This window comes from Nostoc sp. CmiVER01 (assembly GCF_034531135.2).
Lineage (GTDB): Bacteria > Cyanobacteriota > Cyanobacteriia > Cyanobacteriales > Nostocaceae > Nostoc.
Genome location: NZ_JAVRBU020000005.1, coordinates 131,237 through 156,239, shown reverse-complemented (window position 1 = coordinate 156,239; position 25,003 = coordinate 131,237). Strand labels below are relative to the sequence as shown.

At 42.5% G+C, this 25,003-nt stretch carries 21 protein-coding genes and 1 pseudogene; 13 read left to right on the top strand and 9 right to left on the bottom strand.

The window, feature by feature from the left end; genetic code table 11:
• Positions 1 to 109: 109 nt before the first annotated feature.
• The gene (locus RMZ43_RS09575) at positions 110 to 538 is read right to left on the bottom strand and encodes an acyl-CoA thioesterase (RefSeq protein WP_322653958.1); all 429 of its coding nucleotides are present in this window, start codon (positions 536 to 538) and stop codon (positions 110 to 112) included.
• A 121-nt stretch (positions 539 to 659) separates the two neighbouring features.
• Between RMZ43_RS09575 and RMZ43_RS09570 the strand changes: the two genes are divergently transcribed.
• From RMZ43_RS09570 to RMZ43_RS09555, 4 genes and pseudogenes are all read left to right on the top strand, one after another.
• Positions 660 to 1,199 (top strand): GNAT family N-acetyltransferase, encoded by a 540-nt coding sequence (locus RMZ43_RS09570; RefSeq protein WP_322653957.1) that lies wholly within the window; start codon positions 660 to 662, stop codon positions 1,197 to 1,199.
• Between the two features lie 83 nt (positions 1,200 to 1,282).
• Positions 1,283 to 2,059 carry an SAM-dependent methyltransferase gene (locus RMZ43_RS09565; RefSeq protein ID WP_322653956.1) on the top strand — a complete coding sequence of 259 codons (777 nt, stop codon included), beginning with the start codon at positions 1,283 to 1,285 and terminating at the stop codon, positions 2,057 to 2,059.
• A gap of 231 nt (positions 2,060 to 2,290) precedes the next feature.
• A pseudogene (locus RMZ43_RS09560) lies at positions 2,291 to 2,431 on the top strand (cupin domain-containing protein); the annotation flags it as partial.
• 21 nt (positions 2,432 to 2,452) lie between these two features.
• Positions 2,453 to 2,944 carry a hypothetical protein gene (locus RMZ43_RS09555; RefSeq protein WP_322653954.1) on the top strand — a complete coding sequence of 164 codons (492 nt, stop codon included), beginning with the start codon at positions 2,453 to 2,455 and terminating at the stop codon, positions 2,942 to 2,944.
• An 84-nt stretch (positions 2,945 to 3,028) separates the two neighbouring features.
• Here RMZ43_RS09555 and RMZ43_RS09550 read toward each other — a convergent pair whose 3' ends face one another.
• Positions 3,029 to 3,727, bottom strand: a complete 699-nt coding sequence (locus RMZ43_RS09550; RefSeq protein WP_322653953.1) for a Crp/Fnr family transcriptional regulator — start codon at positions 3,725 to 3,727, stop codon at positions 3,029 to 3,031.
• An 8-nt stretch (positions 3,728 to 3,735) separates the two neighbouring features.
• The gene (locus tag RMZ43_RS09545; RefSeq protein ID WP_322653952.1) at positions 3,736 to 5,133 is read right to left on the bottom strand and encodes an amidase; all 1,398 of its coding nucleotides are present in this window, start codon (positions 5,131 to 5,133) and stop codon (positions 3,736 to 3,738) included.
• Between the two features lie 290 nt (positions 5,134 to 5,423).
• On the opposite strand from RMZ43_RS09545, the gene RMZ43_RS09540 reads away from it, so the two are divergent.
• Positions 5,424 to 6,767 (top strand): hypothetical protein, encoded by a 1,344-nt coding sequence (locus RMZ43_RS09540; RefSeq protein ID WP_322653951.1) that lies wholly within the window; start codon positions 5,424 to 5,426, stop codon positions 6,765 to 6,767.
• Between the two features lie 264 nt (positions 6,768 to 7,031).
• Here RMZ43_RS09540 and map read toward each other — a convergent pair whose 3' ends face one another.
• The 5 genes from map to RMZ43_RS09515 form a co-directional block, all read right to left on the bottom strand.
• Positions 7,032 to 7,859: a type I methionyl aminopeptidase gene (gene map / locus RMZ43_RS09535; protein WP_322649000.1), complete on the bottom strand. Its 828-nt coding sequence runs from the start codon at positions 7,857 to 7,859 to the stop codon at positions 7,032 to 7,034.
• Positions 7,860 to 8,138: 279 nt separating this feature from the next.
• Positions 8,139 to 8,663: a cupredoxin domain-containing protein gene (locus tag RMZ43_RS09530; protein ID WP_322653950.1), complete on the bottom strand. Its 525-nt coding sequence runs from the start codon at positions 8,661 to 8,663 to the stop codon at positions 8,139 to 8,141.
• Positions 8,664 to 8,843: 180 nt separating this feature from the next.
• Positions 8,844 to 11,663 (bottom strand): M16 family metallopeptidase, encoded by a 2,820-nt coding sequence (locus RMZ43_RS09525; RefSeq protein WP_322653949.1) that lies wholly within the window; start codon positions 11,661 to 11,663, stop codon positions 8,844 to 8,846.
• Positions 11,664 to 11,802: 139 nt separating this feature from the next.
• Positions 11,803 to 12,246: a VOC family protein gene (locus RMZ43_RS09520; RefSeq protein WP_322648997.1), complete on the bottom strand. Its 444-nt coding sequence runs from the start codon at positions 12,244 to 12,246 to the stop codon at positions 11,803 to 11,805.
• A 79-nt stretch (positions 12,247 to 12,325) separates the two neighbouring features.
• On the bottom strand, positions 12,326 to 12,835 hold the full coding sequence (locus tag RMZ43_RS09515; protein WP_428850717.1) for a TIGR02652 family protein: 510 nt from the start codon (positions 12,833 to 12,835) through the stop codon (positions 12,326 to 12,328).
• 241 nt (positions 12,836 to 13,076) lie between these two features.
• On the opposite strand from RMZ43_RS09515, the gene RMZ43_RS09510 reads away from it, so the two are divergent.
• From RMZ43_RS09510 to RMZ43_RS09495, 4 genes are all read left to right on the top strand, one after another.
• Positions 13,077 to 13,604 carry a gamma carbonic anhydrase family protein gene (locus tag RMZ43_RS09510; RefSeq protein ID WP_322648996.1) on the top strand — a complete coding sequence of 176 codons (528 nt, stop codon included), beginning with the start codon at positions 13,077 to 13,079 and terminating at the stop codon, positions 13,602 to 13,604.
• Between the two features lie 204 nt (positions 13,605 to 13,808).
• On the top strand, positions 13,809 to 13,934 hold the full coding sequence (locus RMZ43_RS09505) for a photosystem II protein Y (protein ID WP_012411301.1): 126 nt from the start codon (positions 13,809 to 13,811) through the stop codon (positions 13,932 to 13,934).
• A gap of 187 nt (positions 13,935 to 14,121) precedes the next feature.
• Positions 14,122 to 15,417: a bifunctional folylpolyglutamate synthase/dihydrofolate synthase gene (locus RMZ43_RS09500; RefSeq protein WP_322653948.1), complete on the top strand. Its 1,296-nt coding sequence runs from the start codon at positions 14,122 to 14,124 to the stop codon at positions 15,415 to 15,417.
• Between the two features lie 602 nt (positions 15,418 to 16,019).
• A complete protein-coding gene (locus RMZ43_RS09495) occupies positions 16,020 to 18,089 on the top strand; it encodes a hypothetical protein (protein ID WP_322653947.1) in 2,070 nt (689 codons plus the stop codon).
• 68 nt (positions 18,090 to 18,157) lie between these two features.
• On the opposite strand, the gene RMZ43_RS09490 is transcribed toward RMZ43_RS09495, so the two are convergent.
• Positions 18,158 to 19,462, bottom strand: a complete 1,305-nt coding sequence (locus RMZ43_RS09490) for an ABC transporter substrate-binding protein (protein ID WP_322653946.1) — start codon at positions 19,460 to 19,462, stop codon at positions 18,158 to 18,160.
• 211 nt (positions 19,463 to 19,673) lie between these two features.
• Here RMZ43_RS09490 and RMZ43_RS09485 point away from each other — a divergent pair, with 211 nt between their 5' ends.
• From RMZ43_RS09485 to RMZ43_RS09470, 4 genes are all read left to right on the top strand, one after another.
• Positions 19,674 to 20,780 carry a type IV pilus biogenesis protein PilM gene (locus RMZ43_RS09485; protein ID WP_322648992.1) on the top strand — a complete coding sequence of 369 codons (1,107 nt, stop codon included), beginning with the start codon at positions 19,674 to 19,676 and terminating at the stop codon, positions 20,778 to 20,780.
• A gap of 4 nt (positions 20,781 to 20,784) precedes the next feature.
• Positions 20,785 to 21,561, top strand: coding sequence for a PilN domain-containing protein (locus RMZ43_RS09480; RefSeq protein WP_322648991.1), 777 nt, complete (start codon positions 20,785 to 20,787; stop codon positions 21,559 to 21,561).
• Complete coding sequence (locus tag RMZ43_RS09475; RefSeq protein ID WP_322648990.1) at positions 21,558 to 22,334, top strand: pilus assembly protein PilO; 777 nt, start codon at positions 21,558 to 21,560, stop codon at positions 22,332 to 22,334. Before RMZ43_RS09480 ends, RMZ43_RS09475 begins: the two co-directional genes overlap by 4 nt.
• 140 nt (positions 22,335 to 22,474) lie before the next feature.
• On the top strand, positions 22,475 to 24,850 hold the full coding sequence (locus RMZ43_RS09470) for an AMIN domain-containing protein (RefSeq protein ID WP_322648989.1): 2,376 nt from the start codon (positions 22,475 to 22,477) through the stop codon (positions 24,848 to 24,850).
• Positions 24,851 to 25,003 lie beyond the last annotated feature (153 nt).

The following is a 25,003-nucleotide window of genomic DNA, read 5'->3' as shown; positions in this document are numbered from 1 at the left end:
CTTCTCTCTGCGCCGCGCCAGTTGCTACCCTGCGGGAACGCCAAAGGCGAACAAGTCGGGGAACCCTTTCGGCAGTTCCTTCTGGGGAAACCCCCAAGACCGGACTGCCTCACCAACGCACTGGCTTCTCTGCATCTCTGTGGTTTGTTTCCAACCACTGAATAATCTCATCAGGTAATTGCTGCTTACTTCTACTACTTGCATCAATACAAACATGCCTAGTAATAGCCTTAGCAACTATCGCCTCAGCCACTGTAATTTCGTAAGTAATTTCAAACTTATCACCACCTATTTTTTGGGGAATTAAGCTAATCAATAACTTGTCCCCGCCAAACATAGGGCGCAAAAAATCGACACTAGCATGAACAATAGGGAAAGCTACAGATGGATTAGTAAAAAAATCTTTGAGATTAATACTTGATGCTTCGAGAGATTCTTCATAAGCTTCATGACAAATGCTCAAAACATTAGCAAAATAAACTACCCCAGCAGCATCAGTGTCTTGAAAACGAACTGTGCGGTTATAAGTAAAAGACATTTTTGACAATTAAATTAATTAAATATAAAAAAATAGCAGGTTTATCGCCTGTACAAACCAATTTTATTTTAACTAAGTATTCTACCAGAAGCGATCGCTAAGTTGCGTATAGAGAAAAAACATGATCTTAGAAACCCACCGCTTGCTAATGCGTGATTTTGTAGAGGCAGACTGGCAGGCGGTTTTTACCTATCAATCCGATCCTTTGTACTTGCGTTACAGCTATTGGACGCATCGCACACAAAAGGATGTTTGTGAATTTGTCCAGATGTTTATTGATCAGCAAAAAGAGCAACCTAGAACAAAGTTTCAGTTAGCTATTATCCTCAAAGCAGAAAATCAGCTTATTGGTAATTGTGGTATCCGTGTAAACGACCCGGAAATGCGGGAAGCAAATATCGGCTATGAATTAAATACTCAGTATTGGGGACAAGGTTATGCAACAGAAGCAGCACAAGCCATTTTAAAATTCGGCTTTGAAGAACTGAGAATGCATCGTATCTGGTCTTGTTGTGTTGCACAGAATGTTGCTTCTGTAAAGGTATTAGAAAAAATTGGTATGCGTCGTGAGGGTCATCTGAGAGAAAAAGAATTAATTAAAGGCAAGTGGTACGACAATTTTATTTACGCTATCCTTGACCACGAGTGGAAAGCAAAGTAATACTGCTTCTATGAGCTACCTCAGAGACAATATCGTAAATTGCTGGGAAATTGAGGATAAGACAAGTTCAGAGGGTCACAGACATGACCAACACTATCCTCAATTTCCAAACAGCTAGCGGACATGAAATTTTAGCAGCAGCAGGTAAAAAATATCTGCGTCCTGGTGGACGAATAGCCACGGAGAAATTATTTCAGTGGGCAAACTTTCAGCCTGGAGAAACAGTTTTAGAGCTAGGTTCTAGCTTTGGATATAGTGCGATCGCTTTAGCAAAAAGCTACCATGTCAAAGTAGTAGGCGTTGAAAAAAATCCTGATAGTGTAGCTTGTGCGCGTGCTAATATCTGCGCTGCTGGGTTAGAAAATCAAGTCGAAATAATTGAAGGTAATATTTTCAACCTAGAGGCAATCTCAAGAAAGTTTGATTATGTATTGGCAGAAGCCATTCTCACAATGCAATCCCCATTGGGAAAAGCCAAGATTTTAGCTGAAATTCATAATCGGCTCAAACCGGGAGGTAAATTTCTCTCCCATGAACTGTTAGCCACTGACAAAGAAGAACAAATTCATGCTGACTTAGCACGAGTAATTCGAGTTAATTCTACACCCCTTTCCGAATCCAACTGGATTACGGCTTTTGGAACAGCAGGATTGCAAGTAGAGAAATGCCAAACTGGCTCAATGAATTTATTGAATTTAAGGCGGATGTTTCAAGATGAAGGTATTTTTAACACAATTCGGATTTTGTGGAATATATTGACGCAGAGAAATATTCACAAACGGGTTTTAGAAATTAACCAAGTTTTTCATAAATACCAACACGAATTAGGCTACATCATTTTGTGTGCTGTTGCCTTGTAGGATAATTTATTGCCAAAACTATAGCAATCCTATTTGGGTTGTGAAAAATATAGATTAGGAAACGAACCGCCAAGGACGCATTCGCGCAGCGTCTCGTCAGAGAAGGACGCAAAGGAAGGAAAGAAATAAAGAGAGATATAATTTTCACGAATGATTTAGGACTGCTATATCACCTGATAAATACCGATGATTTTTGAATTATTTTCAATCTCTGTTTAAGGTAGAGGTTTACTTACTTTGTCTGGAGAAGATATTACACTTCAAACTGGTGTTTTTGTCTTTATGCCTGCTAATGCACCTCATGCTTTAAAAGCTGAAGAAAACCTGACATTTCTGCTCACACTTTCTGAGAAAGTCGCAGAGATTAATTAGTTATCTATGGAGTCTTAAAAAATGCGATCGCTACTTTTAACTTTTGCTGAAAACTTGGATTTTTCTGAAACTCAGGTGGAAAAAATACTATCACAGCCTCTAACGAAAGTTCTCAAATTGCCTAAATTGCAGCAAGAATTAAACAGCTTAGATACCAATTTGCTTAAAGAAACCTTACCCACAGCAGGAGGAGTTTTAGCTAAGGAATTACCACCTTTCTACAACTGGCTAAAAAATGAGTTGGGAGTGAAGCGGGTTCCTGATAGCCCCGATCACACAACAACATGGGTAATTGGTTTCCTCCATAATCAAGAAAGTTTAACTCATTTAGTTCAGTTACACCGTCCAGTACCTCGTCCGGCTTTAGAAGCTTCTATTCCCCGTTTGATAGGGATGTTTGAAGGTGTCAAAGACGCGCAAGTTCGGCAAGAATGGCAAAAAGCGATCGCGGCTCTGTGTTTAGTTTTAGTAGTCGCTGCACGCGATGAAGATAGAGCAGCTGTAGCAGTCTGAGAACTCTTTACGAAAAATTAACCTTATGAAACCTGCCCCCGCAGGTTTTTTCTGTGAAACCGCGAATTGTATTTGTCAGATGCTCTAGTCTATATCTCCAGATGCGATCGCATCCAATTTATCTGTATCAAGTATTGTAATCGTTCCTCCCCGACTATAGGCAATTACTGGTTTAAGACTTTTAATTAACCGCACGCATTCTTCGTAAGTAATGCCACTACTTCGAGCCATGCGATAATAAGATAATTTGACTTTTAAGCACTCGCCTTGTGAAGTTGATTCAGTTCCAGACTCAGCAGCAAAATATTGAATTAATCTCGCAAGGCGAACAATAGCTCTTTCAGAAACTAAGCCGTGAACTATTTCATGTAATTGCTGAATTCGACTGTTAAAAACCATCAGCATTCGTAATGCAATTTCAGGATTCTGCCCAATAGCCTTTAATAAAGCATCTCGTTCTACAGTGAGTATTTCACAATCAGATTCAGCAGTCACAGTTGCCGGAGAAATTCCATTTCCCAACAAAGCAGGAGCCGCAAAAATTTCCCCAGCAGCTAAGGCGCGGAGAATCGTTTCCTTCCCCGTCATTGCTGTTTTTGTAACTTGAATTGATCCACTTACAACAGCATAGAGTTTTGCTGGTAATACGTCGCCCTCATGCAGAATAATCTCACCTTTGCGATACAGTTGCACCTGAGTATGAGGTTGCAAACTTATCTTTTCTGGTGTTTTTAAACCTCTAAACACAATTATTTGTGAAAGTTGTTCCAGCGATGCCTGCATGATCAACCCTATATTGCAAAGGCTGGACGATGATGAATCCAAGGGTTAGCTGCTTCTAATTGTGCTGCTAGGCTGATCAGTGTGGCTTCAGCCGCAGGTTTACCAATTAGCTGCACACTCATGGGCAAACCATTACTATCAAAACCTACAGGAATTGCGATTGCAGGTTGTCCAGTTGCATTTGCAGGCGGACAAGGGGCAACCCACTCAATAATATTTTGGAATGTCTCTTCTGGACTCAGAGAAGCCCATTCCCCAACGCGGATAGGTGAATGTAAATAAACTGGCAATATCAACACATCCACAGTATCGAAAAACGCCACAATTTGCCGTGCCACTACCTGCATTTTAGAAACTGCTTGCAAATACTCAGGAACAGAACCTGTGCGTGTAAATAACCAGCGATTCACTGGCTGCAAGGCTTCAACAGGAAGTCCTGATGCAGCTACCCCAGCTTGCCAGACGATTTGAAATGGTTCAACTAAACCACTAAAATCTGGAGATTTCTGTTCAATGTGGTGGCCGAGTTGTTCTAATAACTCAACTGTTTGCCGGACACCTTGCTGACAGTTAGCATCAGCTTCTCCCAAAGGAGAAATACTAGTGTCAAAGGCAATTCGCAAAGCACCAAGTTTTGTCCCAGTAGCGGCGAGAAATGATGGTTCAGGATCTGGCAACCAGTAAGGATCGCCTGTTGTATAGCCAGATATAGTATCCAAAAGCGCAGCAGCATCAGCCACAGTCCGGGCGATCGGGCCGTTGACGGCAATGCCAGCGAGGCGTTCACCTACGGGTGCTTTACTTACCCTGCCCCTGGATGGCTTAATTCCCACCAAACCACAACAAGCCGCAGGCCCCCGAATTGAGCCACCGCCATCTGAACCTTGAGCGATCGCACACAATCCCCCTGCTACCGCCGCCGCCGCCCCACCACTGGAACCGCCAGGAGTGTATTCTAAATTCCACGGATTTCTGGCTGGGGGAAAACCCATAGGCTCGCTGTATGGAAACGAACCTAATTCGGAAGTGGCTGTTTTACCGAGAATAGTAAACCCAGCTTGCTTAATCCGCGTCACAACCCAATCATCATAATCAGGGATATTGTTCAGCAATGCGGGATTTCCATAAGTACAGGTAACACCTGCTACAGCATTGAGGTCTTTAATGGAAATCGGTACACCAAAAAATGGCGGTAGTTCTGAGGTAGTTGTCAATAATTCTGTTTTGGCTTTGGCATCTGCGATCGCTAATTCTGCCGTCACCGTAAAATAGCTTCCTAATTGGGGATTCAACCGCCCAATCCGTTCTAAATATATTTCCAATAACTCTAACGGTGATATTTCCCGGCGACGGATTAATTGCGCCAACTCTAGCGCTGGGGTAAATGCTAAATCAACTTCATTCATATAGTTAGTGAATGGTAATTTTGGTTTTTTCTGGGATTTTTAAACTTAAGTTGTTACTTTACCAGCATTTGCGGGAACTATACATTTTATAGCTGCTGAGATTTGCCACCTAAGGAAGAGGCAGAAGGAGCAGGGGAGGAAAAGAGTTATTATTCAGCAATTTCTCTTGCCCTGCTCGCCTCAACAAATAACTTTGTTAACCGAACCGTATTGTCCCTACTCCCTTTCGTCTTTTTCAAGCCATTTTAATTGTTTCGCATTAACTTTCGACAAATCCCTAAGGGGTATTTATGGCTAACCTAGAAAAACTTGTTAGTGAATTACCAACACTGATTCAGAGCCTAAAACTGACTATTGGCGATTCTAATCAAATCATGGAGCAAATTATCCTGATCAATAATGCTCAGGAACAACTACGAAATATTAAGAAATTAATTGCTCAGGAATTGAAATTTGAGAATATCAAAAATTCTGCGATCACTACACTTCCTCGAATAGGTACTGTAGCTACTTTGTTTATACCTAGTGTGGAATTAGTAGATCCTGCGATCGCAGAAAAATTTGGCCACTTAAAAACTCAAATTTCATTAACTGAATTACAATCAAAAATTGATGATTGGATTGAATGGGGTTATTTTTTGCAAGCAATAGCTACTGATATCCTCAGTGATATTCTGTTTGTAAATCAACTCAATTCTGATATTAATCATCTAAGCATACGCACAAAATTTCAGATTATTGCTGGAAATTTACAAAATAACTTAATTTTTGAAGATATTAATATTTTAAAACGTAAAATTCAAAAAATTAGCAATTATCAAAATGAATTATTAGAACTACAACAGAAATTAAATTATGTTTTTGATACTATTAAAAATAGCCGTAGTTTATTAAATATTCTATTAGGTGTGTCTGCTTTCTGTGGAAAATCTGGTTTCACCTTAGAGTGGTTAGATGATGACCACGAATTAATTATATCGAGCGATGGCAAATTTCAAGAATTAACAGATATTCTCAATGATTGTGATTATTTCCAAGAACAAATTACTGCTTTATTTATTCAGGGTGATACTTTAAGAGAACAGGCAGAACAAACCCTAAAAAGGATTGAACAAGGAAGTAGTAAAGAACCAATTATTAGCCAGCATGTAAAAATAGTAACAAAGTTTTCGACCCAAAAAATAGTACGTTCAACTTTGTTCATAGCTTCAAGTTTACTAATCTTGGGTTTTGGTGGTTGGAAAATTAAAGAGCAAAGTCTACAATTACAGCAGATGAGTCTAAGTTTAGCTCAAGAAGAGAGTGCTGCGATCGCAAAGTTTAAATCTGCTCAAAAACTTGGTATGGAGGCTGCTTCTCTGGCTCAAAATCCGCCCCATCCTTTACAAGTCTGGCAAGAAGCACAAAACAAATGGTATCAGGCAATAATCTTATTAGATAGTATTCCTAATGAAACATCAGTTTCTGAGCGAGCAAAGAGGAAATTGGCTTACTATCGAATTAACTATAAATCTATAAGTCAAAAAGTGTTAATTGAAAAAAAAGCCTTAGCAAACTTAGAGTCAGCCCAAAAACTAGCAATAGAAGCTAATTTATTTGTACAAAATTCGCCTCATTCATTATTAGTTCGGTAGGAATTTTGAAGAATCAGATGTTGATATAAATCGTCGTGACACAAAGCGGGTCATGAGCAAAGATTTGTATTTAAACGTTGGATTGCGATCGTTAGCCAAAAGCTACCACATCTAAGTCGGCCACAAACGAAAGTTTTGGCAATGTGGAGTTTTAGTATAGAAATGATACTTTTCCCTTCGATTTTTGTAAAAAAAAAATTAAGAGGCAAATCGCTTTCTTTTGAAGCTTCACCTCTCTTAACAACAGATAATGACAACTAACAATTAAACCTTAGAACGGTCAGTCAAAATTTCATAACCAGTCTCTGTCACCAAAACTGTATGCTCAAACTGAGCCGACAAAGAATTATCCACAGTTACTGCTGTCCAACGGTCAGATAATGTCCGGGTGTGTCTAGAACCCGCATTTAAAATTGGCTCAATTGCCAGTGTCATCCCCGCACGGAGTTTAACATTTGGCATCTCGCGGGTACGGTAGTTGAATACTGAAGGTTCTTCATGCAAGTTACGACCGACACCGTGTCCAGTAAATTCTTCGACTATACTAAAGCCGTTAGATTTCACATGATCTTCAATTGCTCCAGCTAAGTCAAGCAGGTATACACCAGCCTTAACTTGCTCAATACCCTTATATAAAGCTTCTTCTGCTACGCGAATTAATTTAGCAGCTTCTTGGGTCACTTCACCGACAGCAATTGAAATGCAAGAATCACCATGAAAGCCTTGATAATAAGCGCCTGTATCTACCTTTAATACATCCCCCACCCGAATTACTTTCTTGGGACTAGGAATGCCATGCACTGCTTCATTGTTAATGCTGGAGCAAATAGAACCTGGAAAACCGTGATATCCTTTGAAACTAGGTGTTGCACCCATTTCGCGGATGCGTTTTTCTGCATAAGCATCTAAATCAGCCGTGGTCATTCCTGGCTTTACTAGCTCAGAAATTTCTTTTAGGACAGTTGCCACAATTTTCGCTGATTGCCGCATGATTTCAATTTCACGCGGCGATTTAATTTCAATTCCTCGGCGTTGCTTTTTCGCTGGTGCAGGCTGAGTCGCTTGGGAAAGTAAGTTACTGAAAATGTTCATGGGAAACTAATAATTACTGGTGGCTCTGACGCTGAAGTATCAATGCTTTCTCTAGATTAATTGAGAAATAATATCTATAATTTAAATTATTTTAATCCCTGATAGGGATTCTTCCAATTTAGCCGTTAACGTATATATAATAACACGTTCAGCTACTCCTAATATGTTGAGCTTGAATCAAAATTGCCATAAATTATTTTCCCTGCACACTATAGGGCTGAGATAAATTTTCTTTAATTGAAACATTAGATCGCTGTCAAATACTGAGTCGGATAATTTTTAATTCTTGATGGCAATTTCTCCAGTCATACCTGCTTCGGTATGTCCCGGTATTGGACAACGTAAGCTATAAGTGCCAGATTTCAGGGGCACAAATACCCATTCTGCCTCACCACCCGGCTTGAGTTCGAGTTCGTGAATGGCTCCTTTGATTTCTACTTTGCCTGCTTGGACTTTTTGTGTCCAGATGCCATCGGCAAAATCTTTAGCAGTAAAATAGTGCTTCAGTTGACTGGGATTGGTAAGCCGTAGTTGATAGCGTTTGCCAGCCTCGAATTCCAAATGATTTGGCTCAAACTTGAGTTCGTTGGCTGAATTACCCAAGCTAACTGTAATTTCTGTGGCTGGTTGCTTGAGTAAATCCCCAGACAAATTTGCCGCCATTGCTGGAGTAGCAGCGATGAAATTTAAGCTGAGAAACAACGTTAATATCACGTAGTTCCGCCGTAATATTTGCAGCCAAGCACTAATAGGGAAAGTAAGAGATGCAATTATAATTTGACATAAATGGTTGTAAATTTTCATCAGTAGTTATCAAAAGGCAATGCTATTAATAGGTAGCGGGCAAACCACTTTACCCATTTTTTATATTATCCATGCCTAATGCCTATCTTTACTACTGGTCAAGTTTAAATTGATGGGTAAAGAAGTTTGTAGTAAGGACTAAAGTGCTTACTACAAAACCTCAATAGCTTAGATATTGTACTACCTAACGCTTTTTTCTGCTAATACAGATGGCCCAGCAGTAACTACTACGATTTGATCTGGGTGGAGTAACTCACGAGCCGCTTGATTAACTTGGGTAAGGCTGACTTTATGGATTTTGTCAGTGAAGGAGTGCAATTCTCCTTTATCTAGTCCATACACCTCATTCATCAGAATTTTATCTGTTAATTCCTCTGGGTTTGCTAGCAAAACGTTGTAGTTACTGATGAGAGTGCGTTTAGCTGTTTCTACTTCCAGTGCGGTAACGCCTTGTTGATGGATTTGTTGTAGTATTTGCCGGGTGCTAGCGATCGCTTTTCTGCTATCTTCAGGACTAGTTTGCATTTCTATCAAAAATGTGCCTGCATTCTTCCCGGCTTGGAAGGAGCTATAAATTCCATAGCTCAAACCTTGGCGATCGCGCACTTCTGCACCTAGTCTACTAGATAAGGTATCGCCTCCCAAAATCTGGTTCAATACTAAGGCTGCGTGAAACCGAGGATCGTAACGGTTAATACCTGTATAACCCATATATGTCACAGCTTGGGCTTTACCTGGTAAAACTGGGTTGACACTGATTATTTTCTGCGGCATTAACACCAGAGGATATTTTAATGTCGGTGCTTGCCCCCTAACTTCCCAGTTACCAAACTCATTTTTAATCAGCGATCGCACTTTGTCTAGATCAAAATCTCCCACCAGCGCCAACACTGTCGTGTCTGGGCGATAATGTTTAGCTTTGAAATCAATCACATCCTGGCGCTGAATCTGCTGTAAACTCTCCTCTGTGGGAAAAGTATGTAAGGGATGTTTTTTCGGGTAAATTGACTGAACAAATACTCTTCTGGCTACTTCTGATGGCTCATCTAATTCCTGTTGCAAGTCAGTTATAGTTTGTTGGCGATGTAATTCCAACTCTTTGGCTGGAAAGGTACTATTTTTAACAACATCTGCCAATATCTCAATGAGTATCGGCAAATCCTGTGCTAAACTATCACCTTCGATATGCACACCTTCGCGGTAGGAGTGAAAGTCTAAACTCGCTCCTCGTTCTGCCAAGAGTTTGGCAATAGTTAAGTCATCCTTGCTCTTTGTGCCATTTAACAAATTATCTGCTACAAAAGCAGCCAGTCCAGCTTTATCGTCTGGATCAAATTCCGCCCCAGCTTGAATGTGACCGCTCAAGGTAACGGTGGGAGTACTATGATCGGGTAACAGTAATAACCGCAAACCGTTAGTAAATTTAAATTCCTGTGGTAACACTTGGGCGATTGCATCTGTAGCCAAATCCACAGGCGGTAAGTACTTCATCACCTCAGAAGGAAGCACAGGTGCGCCAGGAGAAAAATTCTCTGTAGTTTGGGCTGAGTCTGGTTTATCACCAACTCCTGTTACCAGCTTCTGAGTTGGTTCAAAAAAGCCTGCTGTCCTGGCTTCTTTTGTCAGGTATTTGTTAATTACAGCGACAATATCCGTCGGCTTCACCAGACGGACAGCAGCTAAATAGCGGTCTGTGTAGCGATAATCACCAACTGTTGTCTCATCAGTACCCAAGCGCATTGCTTGAGAGGTGATATCACGATTACTCAAAATTACATCTGCTGTTAATTGGGTTTTGGCTCGTTCTACTTCTTCAGAAGTCACGCCTTTTTCTGCTACATTAGCGATCGCACTACTGAACACTGAGTCAATTTTTTTCAAATCTTGTTTAGAACCAGCCGTCACCAACACCTCATACCAGCCAGATTCTCGCAAACTGTTAACGGAGGCTGTAACCTCACTAGCTAAACCTGATTCCACCAATGCCTGATAAAGTCTAGAATTTCGTCCCTCTGTCAAGATGTAATCCATTACATCCAGCGCAGGCACATCCGGTTGATTTGCATCCGGTAGCGGATACACAACTTGTAACAGCCGCCCTGCTCCCGCTTCTCGCAATATTATCGGCGATGAGAGAGATGAGGAAGAAATAACTCCTGCCTCCTGCCTTCTGCCTTCTGCCCTCTGCCTCCTGGATACTTTGCCAAACACCTCTTTAATTGTTTCCAGGGTATTTGCAGTTTGAAAATCTCCAACAATTACTAAGACGGCATTATCGGGACTGTAAAAATTGCGGTAATATTTTTCTACTTGCTCAACCTCAAATTTCTCGACATCAGCTTTGGTACCACCTACAGGCAATCCATAAGCATGATTGGGAAACACCGCCTTCATAACGGCGCGATTGAGGCGATATTCGGGGCTATTTTCGTAACCCTGCAACTCGGAAATTACTACCCGCTTCTCATTCGCCAGTTGTTCTGGCTCAATCTGGGAATTTTGCATCCTGTCTGCCTCCAGCACTAAGAGCGCTTTTAGCTTATTTCGTTCCACAGTACCGTAATATGCAGTTTGATCGTAGCTGGTGAAAGCATTGGAATCACTACCTAAAGCACTAAACAAACGGCCAAATTGAATTGGACGGTTTAGAGTACCTTTAAACATCATGTGTTCCAACTGGTGGGCAATGCCATTTACGCCCGGTTCTTCGTTGCGTGAGCCAACCTTGTACCACACCTGCACCGTCACTACTGGCGCAGTATGCACTTCCTTTGTCAGGACAGTTAGACCATTTTCCAGCACTGTCTTACGGACATTTTGTGTCAGTGTTGAGGGCATTATTCTTTTTACTAGCAAGGTTGATTGATATTTTTCTTTGTTAGATATGGCTGCATGTTGGCTATGAGCAGGTTTATTGCTTAACAAAAAAACCGCTACTAGCCATAAGCTTAAAAATAATAATGGCAAAGGATATTTATAAAATCTGGAAAATCCATACATGTATTTAGCAGATTATGTAAATTAAATTACATAATTATTTTGGAAAGTGACGTTAGTTTAATCTGTCCAAAAAATCTGTAGCCTCAGTAACAATACAGAAAAACAATATATTAGCAATAAAGGTGATAAAAAAGCTAAATTATGGGAGTTTTGCTAAAACCCGAATAAATTCCAAAGGTAAGCCATCGGTATCGGCGATGAAAGCCACTTCGTAAATGCGATCGCCTATTTGCTGTTGTGTCGGTTCTAAAAGTACTTTCAACGGTTGTAATTCTTCAGTTTGACTCTCAGCCGCCAGAAATACACGCTCTTGTAAATTTGTCAACCAGCTAGGTAAATCTGGTGTAATTTCAGTTAAATCGAACGAGAGATGATAATACCCCACATAATGCTCGTCAGCAAAGGCATCTGGGGCTGGTTTTGGTTCGGGAATTTGGATCAGTTCAATTCTGCCGCCCAATCCTTCCATCCAACAAGCTAGGGTGTAGCCTGTAGTAAAGCGTTCTGAGATTGTAAACCCTAAGTATTCGTAGAAGGCGATCGCTCGATGAATATTCGCAGTCCGAATAGAAGCGTGGTGCATAATTAGTCCTTAGTCCTTAGTCATTAGTCACTTGTCCTTTGTTATTTACTAATGACAAATGACTAATGACAAATGACCATTACTCAAACAACCTGAAATAAGGGTAGCGTACAGGGACGCCAGGTTCTTTTTCCAAGTCAAAATTAATTACTTCCCAACAGGGATCATCTGAGGTATCGGGGCTAAACTCCACAGGTAAACCGTATAAACGCGCAGCAGTAGCTTCTGGTTGTCCAGAACGCCAAGGCGTGCTGCGTTCCAAATAGCCACTCATCAATTCCTGATAGCGCCGAGCAATAATTACTCTTGTTGCTCGAAAGCCTTGGGTATAGAGCTTATCTAATGCTTCGTGAATTTCAAAGCGAATACCATCGGGATGAGTATGCTGTCTATACCATTCATTATTCCACCTCCGCCAATGACGCCCCGATTGCAAATGGATTAACTCTCCATTTTTAGGATTAGCTTCAAACGCGCCATGACGCGTACATAAATAGGTATCTGTTAATGTCAGCGCCGGAATAGTCTGGCGACAATGGGGACACTGTATTTCAGGCCCAAACATCGGGTACTGCAAGCCTGGATTCATCATGAAGTGCGTAGAAACATAATTTTGTCTTCACCAGCGCTAGTGTATTGTATATACACTTTGGCTCCATCACTTTGGGTTATTTGGTCACTGCTGCACAGACACGGAGTTGCGGCAGCAACAATGCTCACTAGTGTTTTCCTCACTGTAGAGGCTTGACGCTGTGATATCCTAGTTGTGCAACCAGCCTCAAAGGTTGGAGTTTCTCCAGTGTTCCTGGGTACCATATTCATATTCTATCGTGTCTACCGCTTCTTACTGGACATCTCCTGATTTTTCTCAAGCTGCCTTTATCGCAGCCAACGCTGTTGTTATGGGTTCGGTAAATATAGCAGCAGGGGTAAGCATTTGGTATAGCGCAGTGGTTAGGGGAGATGTGGAACGCATTGAAATTGGCGAATGCACAAATATTCAGGATGGTGCAATTTTACATTGCGATCCTGGTTTTCCCACAATTTTAGAAGATCATGTCACTGTAGGACATCGCGCTGTGATACATTCCGCTTACATTGAGCGTGGAAGTTTGATTGGCATAGGCGCAGTGATTTTGGACGGGGTAAGAGTGGGCGCTGGTAGCATTATCGGTGCTGGTGCAGTGGTAACTAAAAATGTACCGCCTTTGTCCCTAGTTGTCGGTATTCCTGGCAAAATACTGCGCCAAGTAACAGAGGCTGAAGCCGCAGAACAGATTGAACACGCTAAACGTTACCAAAAGTTAGCTTTAGTTCATGCTGGTAAGGGGACTGATATCGGGTTTAGTAAGGCTTAGGGAGTGGGGAGTGGGGAGCAGAGGGAGCAGGGGGAGCAGGGGAGGCAGAGGAAGAAGAACTATTGATTCTTCAGCGATGCTCAATACTCAATAATTTAAACATTCTTTACATATCTACTTGGAAAAGTTGCCCACTTCAGCTAAAAATAAAAATGAGAGTAGTTGACAAAACTTTAATTTCTACTTAAAAGAGGGGTTCTAGATATGGATATCGATTACCGTATAGCGATCGTTTTAGCACCAGTTGTCATTGCTGCTAGCTGGGCAGTATTTAATATTGGCGCTGCGGCTTTAAGACAAATTCAAGGCTTTTTGGATAGAGAAGCTTAAATTCATTAATTGGGCATGGGGGCATTGGGCATTGGGCATTGGGTTTAGTAGTGCCCCTTGTTCGTGTGCCCTTGTGTCTTACCCTGCGAGAAGCTAAAGCTATATCTTCCCCAGTCTTTTTATTCAATTTTGAATTTTGAATTTTGAATTTTGAATTTTGAATTGATTTCTCCCCACTCCCCCTTCCTTGGATATCGACTCTGTAATACAACCCCTGCAACGCTTTGGTGTCCATCTGGGACTCGATCGCATCCTCAACCTTTTAGCAAATCTTGGTAATCCTCATCACCAAGTTCCGGTAATTCATGTTGCTGGCACTAATGGTAAAGGTTCAGTCTGTGCCTATCTTTCCTCGGTACTCACTGAGGCTGGTTATCGTACAGGACGTTATACTTCCCCCCATTTAGTCGATTGGACGGAACGTATTTGTCTGAATGAACAGCCAATTTCTTCTGAAGAATTGAGTCAATTATTCCAACAAGTCCAAGGGGTTATTAGCCCTGAAGACGAATCGGCAACTCAGTTTGAAGTAATTACGGCGGCTGCTTGGTTATATTTTGCCCAGCAGCAAGTTGATGTGGCTGTGGTAGAAGTCGGACTAGGAGGGCGCTTGGATGCTACCAATGTTTGTCTAGAACCCTTGGTTACGATCATCACTTCCATTAGCCGGGAACACTGGCAGCAACTTGGCCCTACTGTTGCTGACATTGCTAGAGAAAAAGCTGGTATCCTCAAACCTGGATGTCCCGTTGTGGTTGGAGCATTGCCACCAGAGGCAGAGAAAGTTGTGCGATCGCGTGCTTTAGAATTACAATGCCCGATTTTCACGCCTCAACCCGCCCGTCAAATCGCTACAGGATGGGCAGAATATCAAAATATTCAAAATTCAAAGTTAATTAAATACCCTTTGCCATTAGCAGGACAAATTCAATTAGCAAATTCAGCTTTGGCAATAGCAGCTTTAGAAATTCTCCAACAACAGGGTTGGCAGATTTCTGAAGAAGCCATAACTAACGGTATGGCAAAAACTAAATGGCCGGGGCGGATGCAATGGGTTACTTGGAAAAACCATAAATTATTACTTGATGGCGCTCATAATACCGCCGCCGCCGAAGTTCTTCGTCAGTATGTCGATAGCTTAGACGCAGTTAACCCCAAGCCAGTCAATTGGGTTATAGGAATGTTTTCTGATAAGGATCATGCTGATATTTTTACCGCCTTACTGCACCCAGGCGATCGCCTTTTTTTAGTACCAATACCAACAGAATCTTGGCCAGGTAGAACTTCTGCTGATTTAGACTACTTAGCAAACCTAGCTTATAATATTTGTGCCGAATTAAGCGATCGCCAAATCCATCCAGATTTATTCACAGCACTAGAAACCGCAACCTCAACCACAGACGATTTAATCGTTGTATGTGGTTCCCTTTATTTAGTCGGCGATTTTTTAGCAACAGCTATATCTATAAGTTCACTACAATGATTGTTGCAATTGCTTAAGCCTTTCTTATATATGGAATAACATTTGCTGCAAAGGTTAAAGTAATTGCAGCAAATGATTATACATTTCTTGCAAATACTTAAGCCTTTCTTATATATGGAATAACATTTGTTACAAAGGTTAAAGTAATTGCAGCAAATGATTATACATTTCTTGCAAATACTTAAGCCTTTCTTATACATGGAATAACATTTGCAGCAAATGTTCAAAGTTGAGATAGTAATACCATTTATTTTTGAAAATGCGCGATAGCGCGGGTGGGGTATTTCTGTACCTCACGTTGGCATAGGCTAAGAAGAGAAGTTTAAATCTGCTGTAAGTGCCTCCAGCATAGCTGCCTGGTGCCTTGCGAGAATAACACCCAGCCTATTGACAAGGTTTAGATATTCATCAAAAGATTTAAGCTATTTAACGGTTAATTAACTAATTTTTATTACAAAAAATCAGCCGTTGACTAGCTGACACCAAAAGACCGCTATCAATACAACTGGTAATTGTAAGCCTTGTAATTCGTGATTAAATTTCCTAATTACGAATTACGTAGCTTGCATGTTGCCTGCATATAAGTATTACCAATGAAAATCATGGTTAATTCATCATTGAATCTTTCTGACCTCAACGGCGCTAATGGCTTTGCTATCAACGGTATCAATGAAGGTGACAGATCAGGCGTTTCTGTCAGTAGTGCTGGAGATGTCAACTCCGACGGCATCGCTGACCTGATTATTGGGGCGTTCGGTGCCGACCCCAACGGCGACGATTCAGGGCAAAGCTACGTGGTATTTGGCAAGAAGACAGGATGGAGCGCCACTCTCAACCTCTCTGACCTCAACGGCGCTAATGGCTTCGCGATCAACGGCATCAATGAAGATGACACATCAGGCTCTTCTGTCAGTAGTGCCGGAGATGTCAACTCCGATGGTATCGACGACCTGATTATCGGGGCATTCTTTGCCGACCCCAACGGCATCAAATCAGGGCAGGGCTACGTAGTATTTGGCAAGAGGACAGGATGGAGCGCCACTCTCAACCTCTCTGACCTCAACGGCGCTAACGGCTTTGCTATCAACGGCATAGCGGCGGATGACATTTTAGGCCGTTCTGTCAGCAGTGCCGGAGATGTCAACTCCGACGGCATCGCTGACTTGATTATCGGAGCATACCGTGCCGACTCCAACGGCGACGATTCTGGGCAAAGCTACGTGGTATTTGGCAAGAAAACAGGATGGAGCGCCACTCTCAACCTCTCTGACCTCAACGGCGCTAACGGCTTCGCAATCAACGGCATCGCGGCGGAAGACTCGTCAGGCTTTTCTGTCAGCAGTGCCGGAGATGTCAACTCCGACGGCATCGCTGACCTGATTATCGGGGCACAGAAAGCCGACCCCAACGGCTACAATTCAGGGCAAAGCTACGTGGTATTTGGTAAGAAAACAGGATGGAGCGCCACTCTCAACCTCTCTGACCTTAACGGTGCTAACGGCTTCGCGATCAACGGCATCAATGAAGGTGACGAATCAGGCGTTTCTGTCAGCAGTGCTGGAGATGTCAACTCCGATGGTATCGACGACCTGATTATCGGGGCAGACGGTGCCGACCCCAATGGCTACTTATCTGGGCAGAGCTACGTGGTATTTGGCAAGAGGACAGGATGGAGCGCCACTTTCAACCTCTCTGACCTTAACGGTGCTAACGGCTTCGCTATTAACGCCATAAATGAAAGTGACTTTTTAGGCTTTTCTGTTAGCAGTGCCGGAGATGTCAACTCCGATGGTATCGACGACCTGATTATCGCGGCAGACAGTGCATCTCCCAATGGCTACTTATCTGGGCAGAGCTACGTGCTATTTGGCAAGAGGACAGGATGGAGCGCCACTTTCAACCTCTCTGACCTTAATGGCGCTAACGGCTTCATTATCAATGGCATCAGTTTATTGGACAGGTCAGGCTATTCTGTCAGCAGTGCTGGTGATGTCAACTCAGATGGCATCGCTGACCTGATTATCGGGGCATTCCGTGCCTCCCCCAACGACAACAGTTCGGCTGGGCAAAGCTACGTGATATTTGGTGGGAAGAATATAGGCAAAACCAGTACCATTAACCTAACGGGAACTGCTGGTAAAGATACTCTTGTCGGCACAGACAGCAACAACATCATCGACGGCAATGCTGGTAACGACATTATTAATGGCTTCGGTGGTAATGACCTGTTGCGAGGTGGGTCAGGTAATGATACTCTCACTGGTGGATTCGGCAATGATACTCTGGTTGGCGGTGCTGGCAATGACGTACTCACAGGTGGTACGGGTGCTGACAAATTTATTTACAACACTGATGCTGCTTTTGCCCTAAGTGGTGTTGGTGTAGATGCGATCGCTGACTTTAAGAGTTCCCAAGGTGATCAAATTATCCTTGATAAAACTACTTTTAGTGCGATTGCTTCAACTGCGGGAGCAAGTTTTAGTAACAACAGTGATTTTGAAATCACTTCTTCAGCAGGGACTAGCAGGGCAACAATTGTCTACGATCCTGTGAGTGGGCAGTTGTTCTACAACCCTAATGGCAGCGCGGCTGGTTTTGGTAGCGGTGGTCTATTTGCGACTCTAACTGGTGCGCCAACTCTTACGGCATTAAATTTTGTGGTGCAAGCGTAGTTTGTCCAAGACACCCTCAGGACTTAGGCAACTTGCCTAAGTCCTACATCCATTATTTCGTTTGTCTACTAACTCCTGGCACTGTTCCACTCCTGCGCCGCATCTTCTACAGCTTTATCTACAGTCTTTTGCCCTAACATTGCTGCTTGCAAGTTTTCGTAAACTGCCTTTTGCAGTTTGTTGAAATCCTTCAAAGTAGGAGTTAATATTTCTGCCTTTGACAATTCTTTAGCACTCATAACTCGGGCTTTTTCTATTGTTGAAGCATTAGCTGGAACATTTGTAAAGTAAGTATCAGATAATGCCTTGATTGTAGAAGGTAAGACATTTGCAGCTTTAGCAAAGGCTAACTGATTTTCGTCATTGGTGACAAATAAAGCAAACTTAACAGAAGCGTCTGGTTGTTTGCTATCGCGGGGAATAACCATATTCATCACCGCGACATTTTTCTTGCCTGTGTCACCAGTGAGTTGAGGTGCTATTCCTGTAGCTTGAGCAATTTTCGGGGCATTATTAGCGATCGTTTTCAGAAACTCTGGCCCAGAAGCTAGAAACGCAGTCTCTCCAGATTGGTATAAATCGATCGCGTGGCGATGTCCTTGCGTCAAAGCTTCTTTAGGAAGTAAGCCTTTTTTATACAAGTCTACCCAATACTGAAACGCTGCCTTACCTGGTGCTGAATTAAACGCCGCTTTTCCCTGAGCATCTATTAAAGTGACTCCCATTTGCACAAAAGATTCCAGCACTTCACCAGAATCTTGTGGTACGAAAGTCACAAAAAAGGCATATTTGCCAGTTTTATCTTTAATTTGTTGCGCTGCTTGTGCCAATTCTGCGTAGGTTGCAGGCGGTTTATTGATACCTGCCTGTTTTAATAAATCGGTGTTATAAATGGTTAGCCGTGTGGTGAGATACCAGGGAATCCCAAAACTCTTGCCATTAAGCGTAGAAGATTGCCAGATATTCGGTAGATAGGAGGAACGTACATCCTTTGGGACTTTTGCATCTAAATCTAACCAGGCATTTCGTCCAGCAAGTTGGGAAGCAAAACCCGGATTCAGGTTAACTACATCAGGTGGCGTTTTTGCGGAGACAGCTGTTAATATTTTGTTCTCCATCGCCGCCCAGGGTACATCAACCCAGTTAATCTTTATACCTGGATTTTGCGATTCAAAATTCGCAATTAGGTTTTTGAAGTAGTCGGTAAATTGAGGTTGGAGTTGCATCGTCCAAAACTCAATAGTTGCCGCCCCTGAAGTAGCCTGTTTTGTACCTGTACCAACATTACTTGTGCTGCAACTTACAATCCAACTGGTTAATAAGCCAAGTAGTGTAAAAGCAACAAGTTGTTTAAATTTTCGTAATTGAATCATTTTCCCAGTATTTTTACGCTTGCTCAGTGTGAAAAGCTTAGATCAGAATTGTCGAGATTCTAGGCTAAATAAATTAACAGTAATAGAGGCGACTAGGGACTAAGGACTAGGGACTGGGGACTGGGGACTAGAGAAAAGTTTTTTTAATACCCAATACCCAATAACCAATGCCCAATGCCCAATTAAATTTAGCAGTCCATCGGGCACAACTGTGGTAAAAAGCTTCAAAAGTCTGTTTGGCAAATCAAAAAAAGGGGTCGGCATCGAACTTGCTCCTGAAAGGGTGAATGTAGTTCAGCTACGCAAGCAGGGTCAAGGCTTGAAGCTAGAAACATTTACATCGGTAGCAGTTCCAGAAGGCGTAGTTACCGATGGTCAAATTACCGATCCCGCAGCAATGGCGCAATTAATCCAGCAGGCGCTAACTGAGAGCAAAATCAAAACTTCTCGGGTTGCCACTGGTGTACCAGGGCGAGATTCCATCGTTCGGATCATACCAGTGCCAGCAGAGTTAGATGATAAAGAACTGCGAGAAATGGTTCTCAACCATGAAGCAGGTCTATATTTACCCTATCCTCGTGAAGAGGCTGATGTAGATTATCAGAAACTTGGGTACTTTGTAGATGAAGATGGCATTGAAAAAGTACACGTACTTCTAGTTGCCACTCGTAAGGAGATAACGGATACCTATATCAGTACATTTGAGCAGGCAGGATTACAAATCGATGTTTTAGAAATTAACAGTTTTGCTTTGATTCGGACTATTCGTGAGCAATTGCGACAATTTGGGCCGCAAGAAGCAGCAGTACTAGTTGATATAGAGTTCGACAGTACAGAAATCGCCATCATCGTTAACGGAGTGCCACAATTTTCGCGCACAGTCCCAATTGGGACTTATCAAATGCAAACTGCCTTAGCAAGGGCAATGAGCTTACCCACATCACGAGATATGGAACTGTTACACGGTATGGTGATTCCCCAAACTTCTCTAGATGGCGGCAAAACTGGGGTTACTGAAATCAATCCTGGTATGGCAGCCATATTGAGAGTATTGGGAGAACTAACTGATGAACTGCGCCGTTCCATCGATTTTTACCTTAATCAAAGTGAAAATTTGGAAGTAGCACAGATTATATTAGCTGGCCCAGGAGGTGGACTCCAACAGCTAGATGAGTTCTTTACCCAACGATTGAGCTTGCCAACTACTCAAATAGATCCAATCGTAGCTCTGTCCTTAGAAGTTGACACTGATAAATATCCACAGGTGCAACGCTCTGGTTTGGCGATCGCACTTGGTTTAGGAATGCGGGAGGTGTAACAAAATGTACAGCCTAGATGTTAACTTTCTTAAAGATCGCCCAGCATATCAGAAAAAACCTGAGAGATCGGGAGGAATATCCCTAAAGTTTCCTACGGGGGATTTGACACTGCTGTATGTAGGAGTTGGAGTAGGTGTAACTCTTCCAGCTTTATTGGGAATTGGTTACTTGTTATTGCAAGGAAAGATTGTTGAATTAGATGGTCAAATTGCCCAACTAGACCAAGAAAGCAAGAGGTTAGATACAGAAATAGGAAATATTAATAAAATCAAAGACGAGACGAAAGCGATTAAAGGGGAAACCCAAGCTTTAGTTACTGTATTTGACCAAATTCGACCTTGGTCAGCAATGCTGCAAGATTTGCGCGATCGCATTCCAGCAGCAGTGCAAATTAAGACCATCAAGCAAACCCCACCCATTCCGGCTGCGGAAGGGAAGCCAGCAAGCAATCCCGCCGGAGGGTTAGAAATTACTGGATTGGCTCGTTCTTTTAACGATGTCAATGATTTTTTGTTGAGTCTACAACAGTCTCAATTCTTGAAGCCCACAGAAAGCAGAATTGTGACAGCAACGTTAGTAGATGCTCCCTTAGCTCCAGGTGTGAGTCAACCTGCTAGTGGTGTAACAATTAAGCTACCGCAAGTAGTTGAATACACTATCCAATCAACTATGAATGATGTTCCAGCTTCAGAATTAATCCGGGAGTTGGAAAAAAAAGGCACAGTGGGGTTAGTAACTCGAATTCGTAGTATCCAACAAACAGGAGTCATTTCAAAATGACGCTGAGTGATGATTTAAATTTTGGCGAACAAGGTGGGGAATTCGAGCAGGAAACACCAGCATCCCCCGTGCTATTTGGTATTGCCTTCACACCAAAAATTATTGGGATTTTAGTGGGGCTAATTGGTTTAGCAGGAGCAGGTTATATATTATTAAACCTGCTCATGCCAGCTTTGGAAAGCTATCAGCAACAGCAAGCTAAAAGCTCTGAATTGCAAGGGCAAATTGAGCAAAAAAAAGCCAGTATCAAAGAAATTGGCAAAGTTAAAGACGAGCTAGCACAGGCAAAACAGCAAAAAGTTCAGGTTTTAGGTTTATTCGCTAACGAAAAAAGCTTAGATACATTGCTGTTGGATGTGAACCGTTTAATAGAGTCTGGTAGTACTCCAACTTCTGTTAATGCAGTGAGAGCCAAACTAAAAAAATTTGTGCCAGTTTCTCAAAAACCAGAACCAATTACCGATGGAACTTTAGGGCTACAGGTTGACGGTAAGCTGCAACGCAGCAGTATCAATGCCGAAATTACAGGAACTTATGAGCAAACACAATCGATAATTCGTAACATTGAGCGTTTACAGCCTTTGTTAATAGTTAAAGACTATCAATCAACTTTGGCTCCAGTAGAGTCAAGATCCCCATTGGATAAAACGCCGGTGCAGGTTGGCCCAGCAACGATTAACACATCATTCCAGTTACAGGTATTGATGCCACTTACTCCAGAAGAAATAGCCGCAGCAGCCGCAGCCGCAGCTAAAACTGCTCCGAAAAAGTAGAGACGCGATTAATCGCGTCTGTACAGGAGTTAAGAATTACAAATTATCATTCCTAACTCCTAACTATTCACTCCTAACTACTTTTTCTCAACTTCTCAGAATTGTTTGTAAACAAGGTTTTATAAGGTGAGGAATGAACTGTGAAACAGCTTCACGGTAATAGTTTTATATTAGGTACTGCCGCTTTTGTATTTTTGGCAGCTCAACCAGTTTGGGCACAAATTAGTCAAATTACTAATGTCCAGTTAAATCCAGTTAATGGTGGAATTAATGTTGCTTTGAAAACTTCTTCAGCGTCGCGCCCCCAAGTTTTCACTACAAAAAGAGGCAACGCTTTAGTCGCAGATATTATCAATACTCAATTACGATTACCACAAGGTAAGAGTTTTCGTCAAGATAGCCCAGCACCAGGAATTGCATCTGTTGAGGTTAATCAGCTTGATGCCAATAGCGTCCGGGTGACGGTAACAGGGAGTAATAATACACCTAGCAGTCAACCTGTGGTGCGATCGCAAAATGGAATTACACTCAGCTTTAGCCCATCGTCAGGCACTATAGCATCAACACCAACGCCAGCAGCACAAACTTTCACAGCACCGCCTGCTACGACTCCAGCCCAACCTGGTCAAAAGCCAGGGGTTCTTGTTCCCAACCCGGAAGTCACCATTGACGGACAACCTGCACAACCTGCTGGGCCAGGTCAACCTGTGAGTCAGGCTCCACCTTTTTTACCTAGAGCCGTTGCCCCACCCGTAGGAGATATCGCCATTTCTAATACTGATGCTTCTCCTAGCACCATTGACTTAGGAACTCAAGAACGTGTACCGCGTTTAGTGCTGCGAGATGCGCCAGTGCGTGAGGTTTTGTCACTACTTGCCCGTGCTGCTAATTTGAACTTGGCTTACGTGGAAGGTCAACAAGCTGGCGCTGCTGCACAAGCAACCTCTCAAACAATCTCTTTAGATATAGAAAACGAGCCAGTGCAAGATGTGTTTAACTACGTTTTGCGCTTGAGTGGTCTAGAAGCTAACCGCAGTAATCGCACAGTTTTTGTAGGGGCTAAACTACCTAATGCAACGCGTGACATGGTTATGCGTAGCCTGCGACTCAATCAAGTATCAGTAGGAGTTGCCATCAACTTTTTGGTTGGCTTAGGAGCAGAAAGTGCCATCAGCCGCGAACGACAAGTTACCAGCGTTAATGCTGTACCTGTTGGGGCTGGAGCTACGCCCATCACCCAAACTCAGACCACTACAGAAAGCAGAGTTGAAACTCAACGTGTTACTTTTACAGACTCTAACCCATTATTGAGAGGTTTACAGGCATTAGGGGATGAGCGCACAAATGCTCTAACCTTGATTGGCCCTCCCCGGCTAGTTGAGATGGCGATGGCTCAACTAACTCAGCTTGATATACGCCGTCGTCAAGTAGTAGTCAACGTCAAGATTATCGATGTTAACCTCTTGAATACGCAAGATTACAACACCAGTTTTTCCTTTGGGGTTGGTAACAACTACTTTACAAATGATGGCGGTGCAGCATCTCTAAATTTTGGTGGTTCCAGACCTGCTACAAGAGCCGAAGCATCAACCAGTGTGACTAGTACACCTACAACCGCTAATCCACTTAGTAGCGCAAATATTTTTCTTGACCCACAAAATCCAACCACAGGAGTAGCTAGTGCTGGTGTAAGCTCTAACCCAACGCAACCAGGACTTTCATCATTTACCGCAGGAACTCCAGGAACAATTACATCTGTCCCAACTCAGTTTGACCCAGTTACTGGTGCGCCAACTCAATTTAGTAATCAAGTAACTGGCCAAACCCCTGCTCAATATACATATAGCTTGCCGTCTATTTACCAGTTCCCAAAACGTCTTCTCACTAGTTTGCAAGCTCAGATTACAAATGGTAACGCCAAGATTTTGACAGACCCGACGTTAATTGTTCAAGAAGGTCAAACCGCTAATGTCAACCTGACTCAGGAAGTGGTAGGCAATATTAAAAGGGAAATAGTTCGCGATGCGAATCTTGCTACAGAAACGATTACAGCAGATAAAGATCGAGTAGGTTTAACCCTAGCTGTTAAAGTTGAACGAATTGACGACAATGGTTTTGTCTCTCTATCGGTAGCCCCCGTTGTTAAAGCACCCCAAGCTCCAGCTACTATCAACGTTGGAGGAGGTGGTAGCCAACAAATATTCTTGGTATCGGAGCGCTCTCTTAATTCTGGCTCGATTCGCTTGAGAGATGGTCAGACGCTGATTCTCTCAGGTATTATTCAAGACACAGACCGGACTTCTATCTCCAAGATTCCTATTTTGGGTGATCTTCCACTAATTGGTTCGCTATTTAGAAGTACAAACAGACAGAACCAGCGCAATGAGGTAATTGTATTACTCACACCTCAAATTATGGATGACACAGAGAACTCCTCCTACGGCTATAACTACACTCCTAGCCCAGAGGTGCGGCAAATCCTTGAGCGTCGAGGCTTGAAAGTTCCGACGAGGTAATAAAGATAATGAGCAGGTAAGTTACATCTGGCAAAGGCTCAGAACCCCAACTTCTTTAAGAAGTTGAGGTTCTTTTTGTTGACGAGTAGGATTAAATTCAAATGTTGCAAAGTTTGGATGAGAGCGATAACTTCATTAAGCTTTGCTATTAAA

Coding starts and splice junctions, on each gene's coding strand:
- map (WP_322649000.1), bottom strand. CDS start 7,859: ATGAACATTTTCAGTAACTTACTTTCCCAAGCGACTCAGCCTGCACCA.
- RMZ43_RS09530 (WP_322653950.1), bottom strand. CDS start 8,663: ATGAAAATTTACAACCATTTATGTCAAATTATAATTGCATCTCTTACT.
- RMZ43_RS09545 (WP_322653952.1), bottom strand. CDS start 5,133: ATGAATGAAGTTGATTTAGCATTTACCCCAGCGCTAGAGTTGGCGCAA.
- RMZ43_RS09550 (WP_322653953.1), bottom strand. CDS start 3,727: ATGCAGGCATCGCTGGAACAACTTTCACAAATAATTGTGTTTAGAGGT.
- RMZ43_RS09490 (WP_322653946.1), bottom strand. CDS start 19,462: ATGATTCAATTACGAAAATTTAAACAACTTGTTGCTTTTACACTACTT.
- RMZ43_RS09495 (WP_322653947.1), top strand. CDS start 16,020: ATGGTTAATTCATCATTGAATCTTTCTGACCTCAACGGCGCTAATGGC.
- RMZ43_RS09555 (WP_322653954.1), top strand. CDS start 2,453: ATGCGATCGCTACTTTTAACTTTTGCTGAAAACTTGGATTTTTCTGAA.
- RMZ43_RS09525 (WP_322653949.1), bottom strand. CDS start 11,663: ATGTATGGATTTTCCAGATTTTATAAATATCCTTTGCCATTATTATTT.
- RMZ43_RS09515 (WP_428850717.1), bottom strand. CDS start 12,835: ATGAATCCAGGCTTGCAGTACCCGATGTTTGGGCCTGAAATACAGTGT.
- RMZ43_RS09565 (WP_322653956.1), top strand. CDS start 1,283: ATGACCAACACTATCCTCAATTTCCAAACAGCTAGCGGACATGAAATT.
- RMZ43_RS09575 (WP_322653958.1), bottom strand. CDS start 538: ATGTCTTTTACTTATAACCGCACAGTTCGTTTTCAAGACACTGATGCT.
- RMZ43_RS09570 (WP_322653957.1), top strand. CDS start 660: ATGATCTTAGAAACCCACCGCTTGCTAATGCGTGATTTTGTAGAGGCA.
- RMZ43_RS09475 (WP_322648990.1), top strand. CDS start 21,558: ATGACGCTGAGTGATGATTTAAATTTTGGCGAACAAGGTGGGGAATTC.
- RMZ43_RS09540 (WP_322653951.1), top strand. CDS start 5,424: ATGGCTAACCTAGAAAAACTTGTTAGTGAATTACCAACACTGATTCAG.
- RMZ43_RS09480 (WP_322648991.1), top strand. CDS start 20,785: ATGTACAGCCTAGATGTTAACTTTCTTAAAGATCGCCCAGCATATCAG.
- RMZ43_RS09505 (WP_012411301.1), top strand. CDS start 13,809: ATGGATATCGATTACCGTATAGCGATCGTTTTAGCACCAGTTGTCATT.
- RMZ43_RS09520 (WP_322648997.1), bottom strand. CDS start 12,246: ATGCACCACGCTTCTATTCGGACTGCGAATATTCATCGAGCGATCGCC.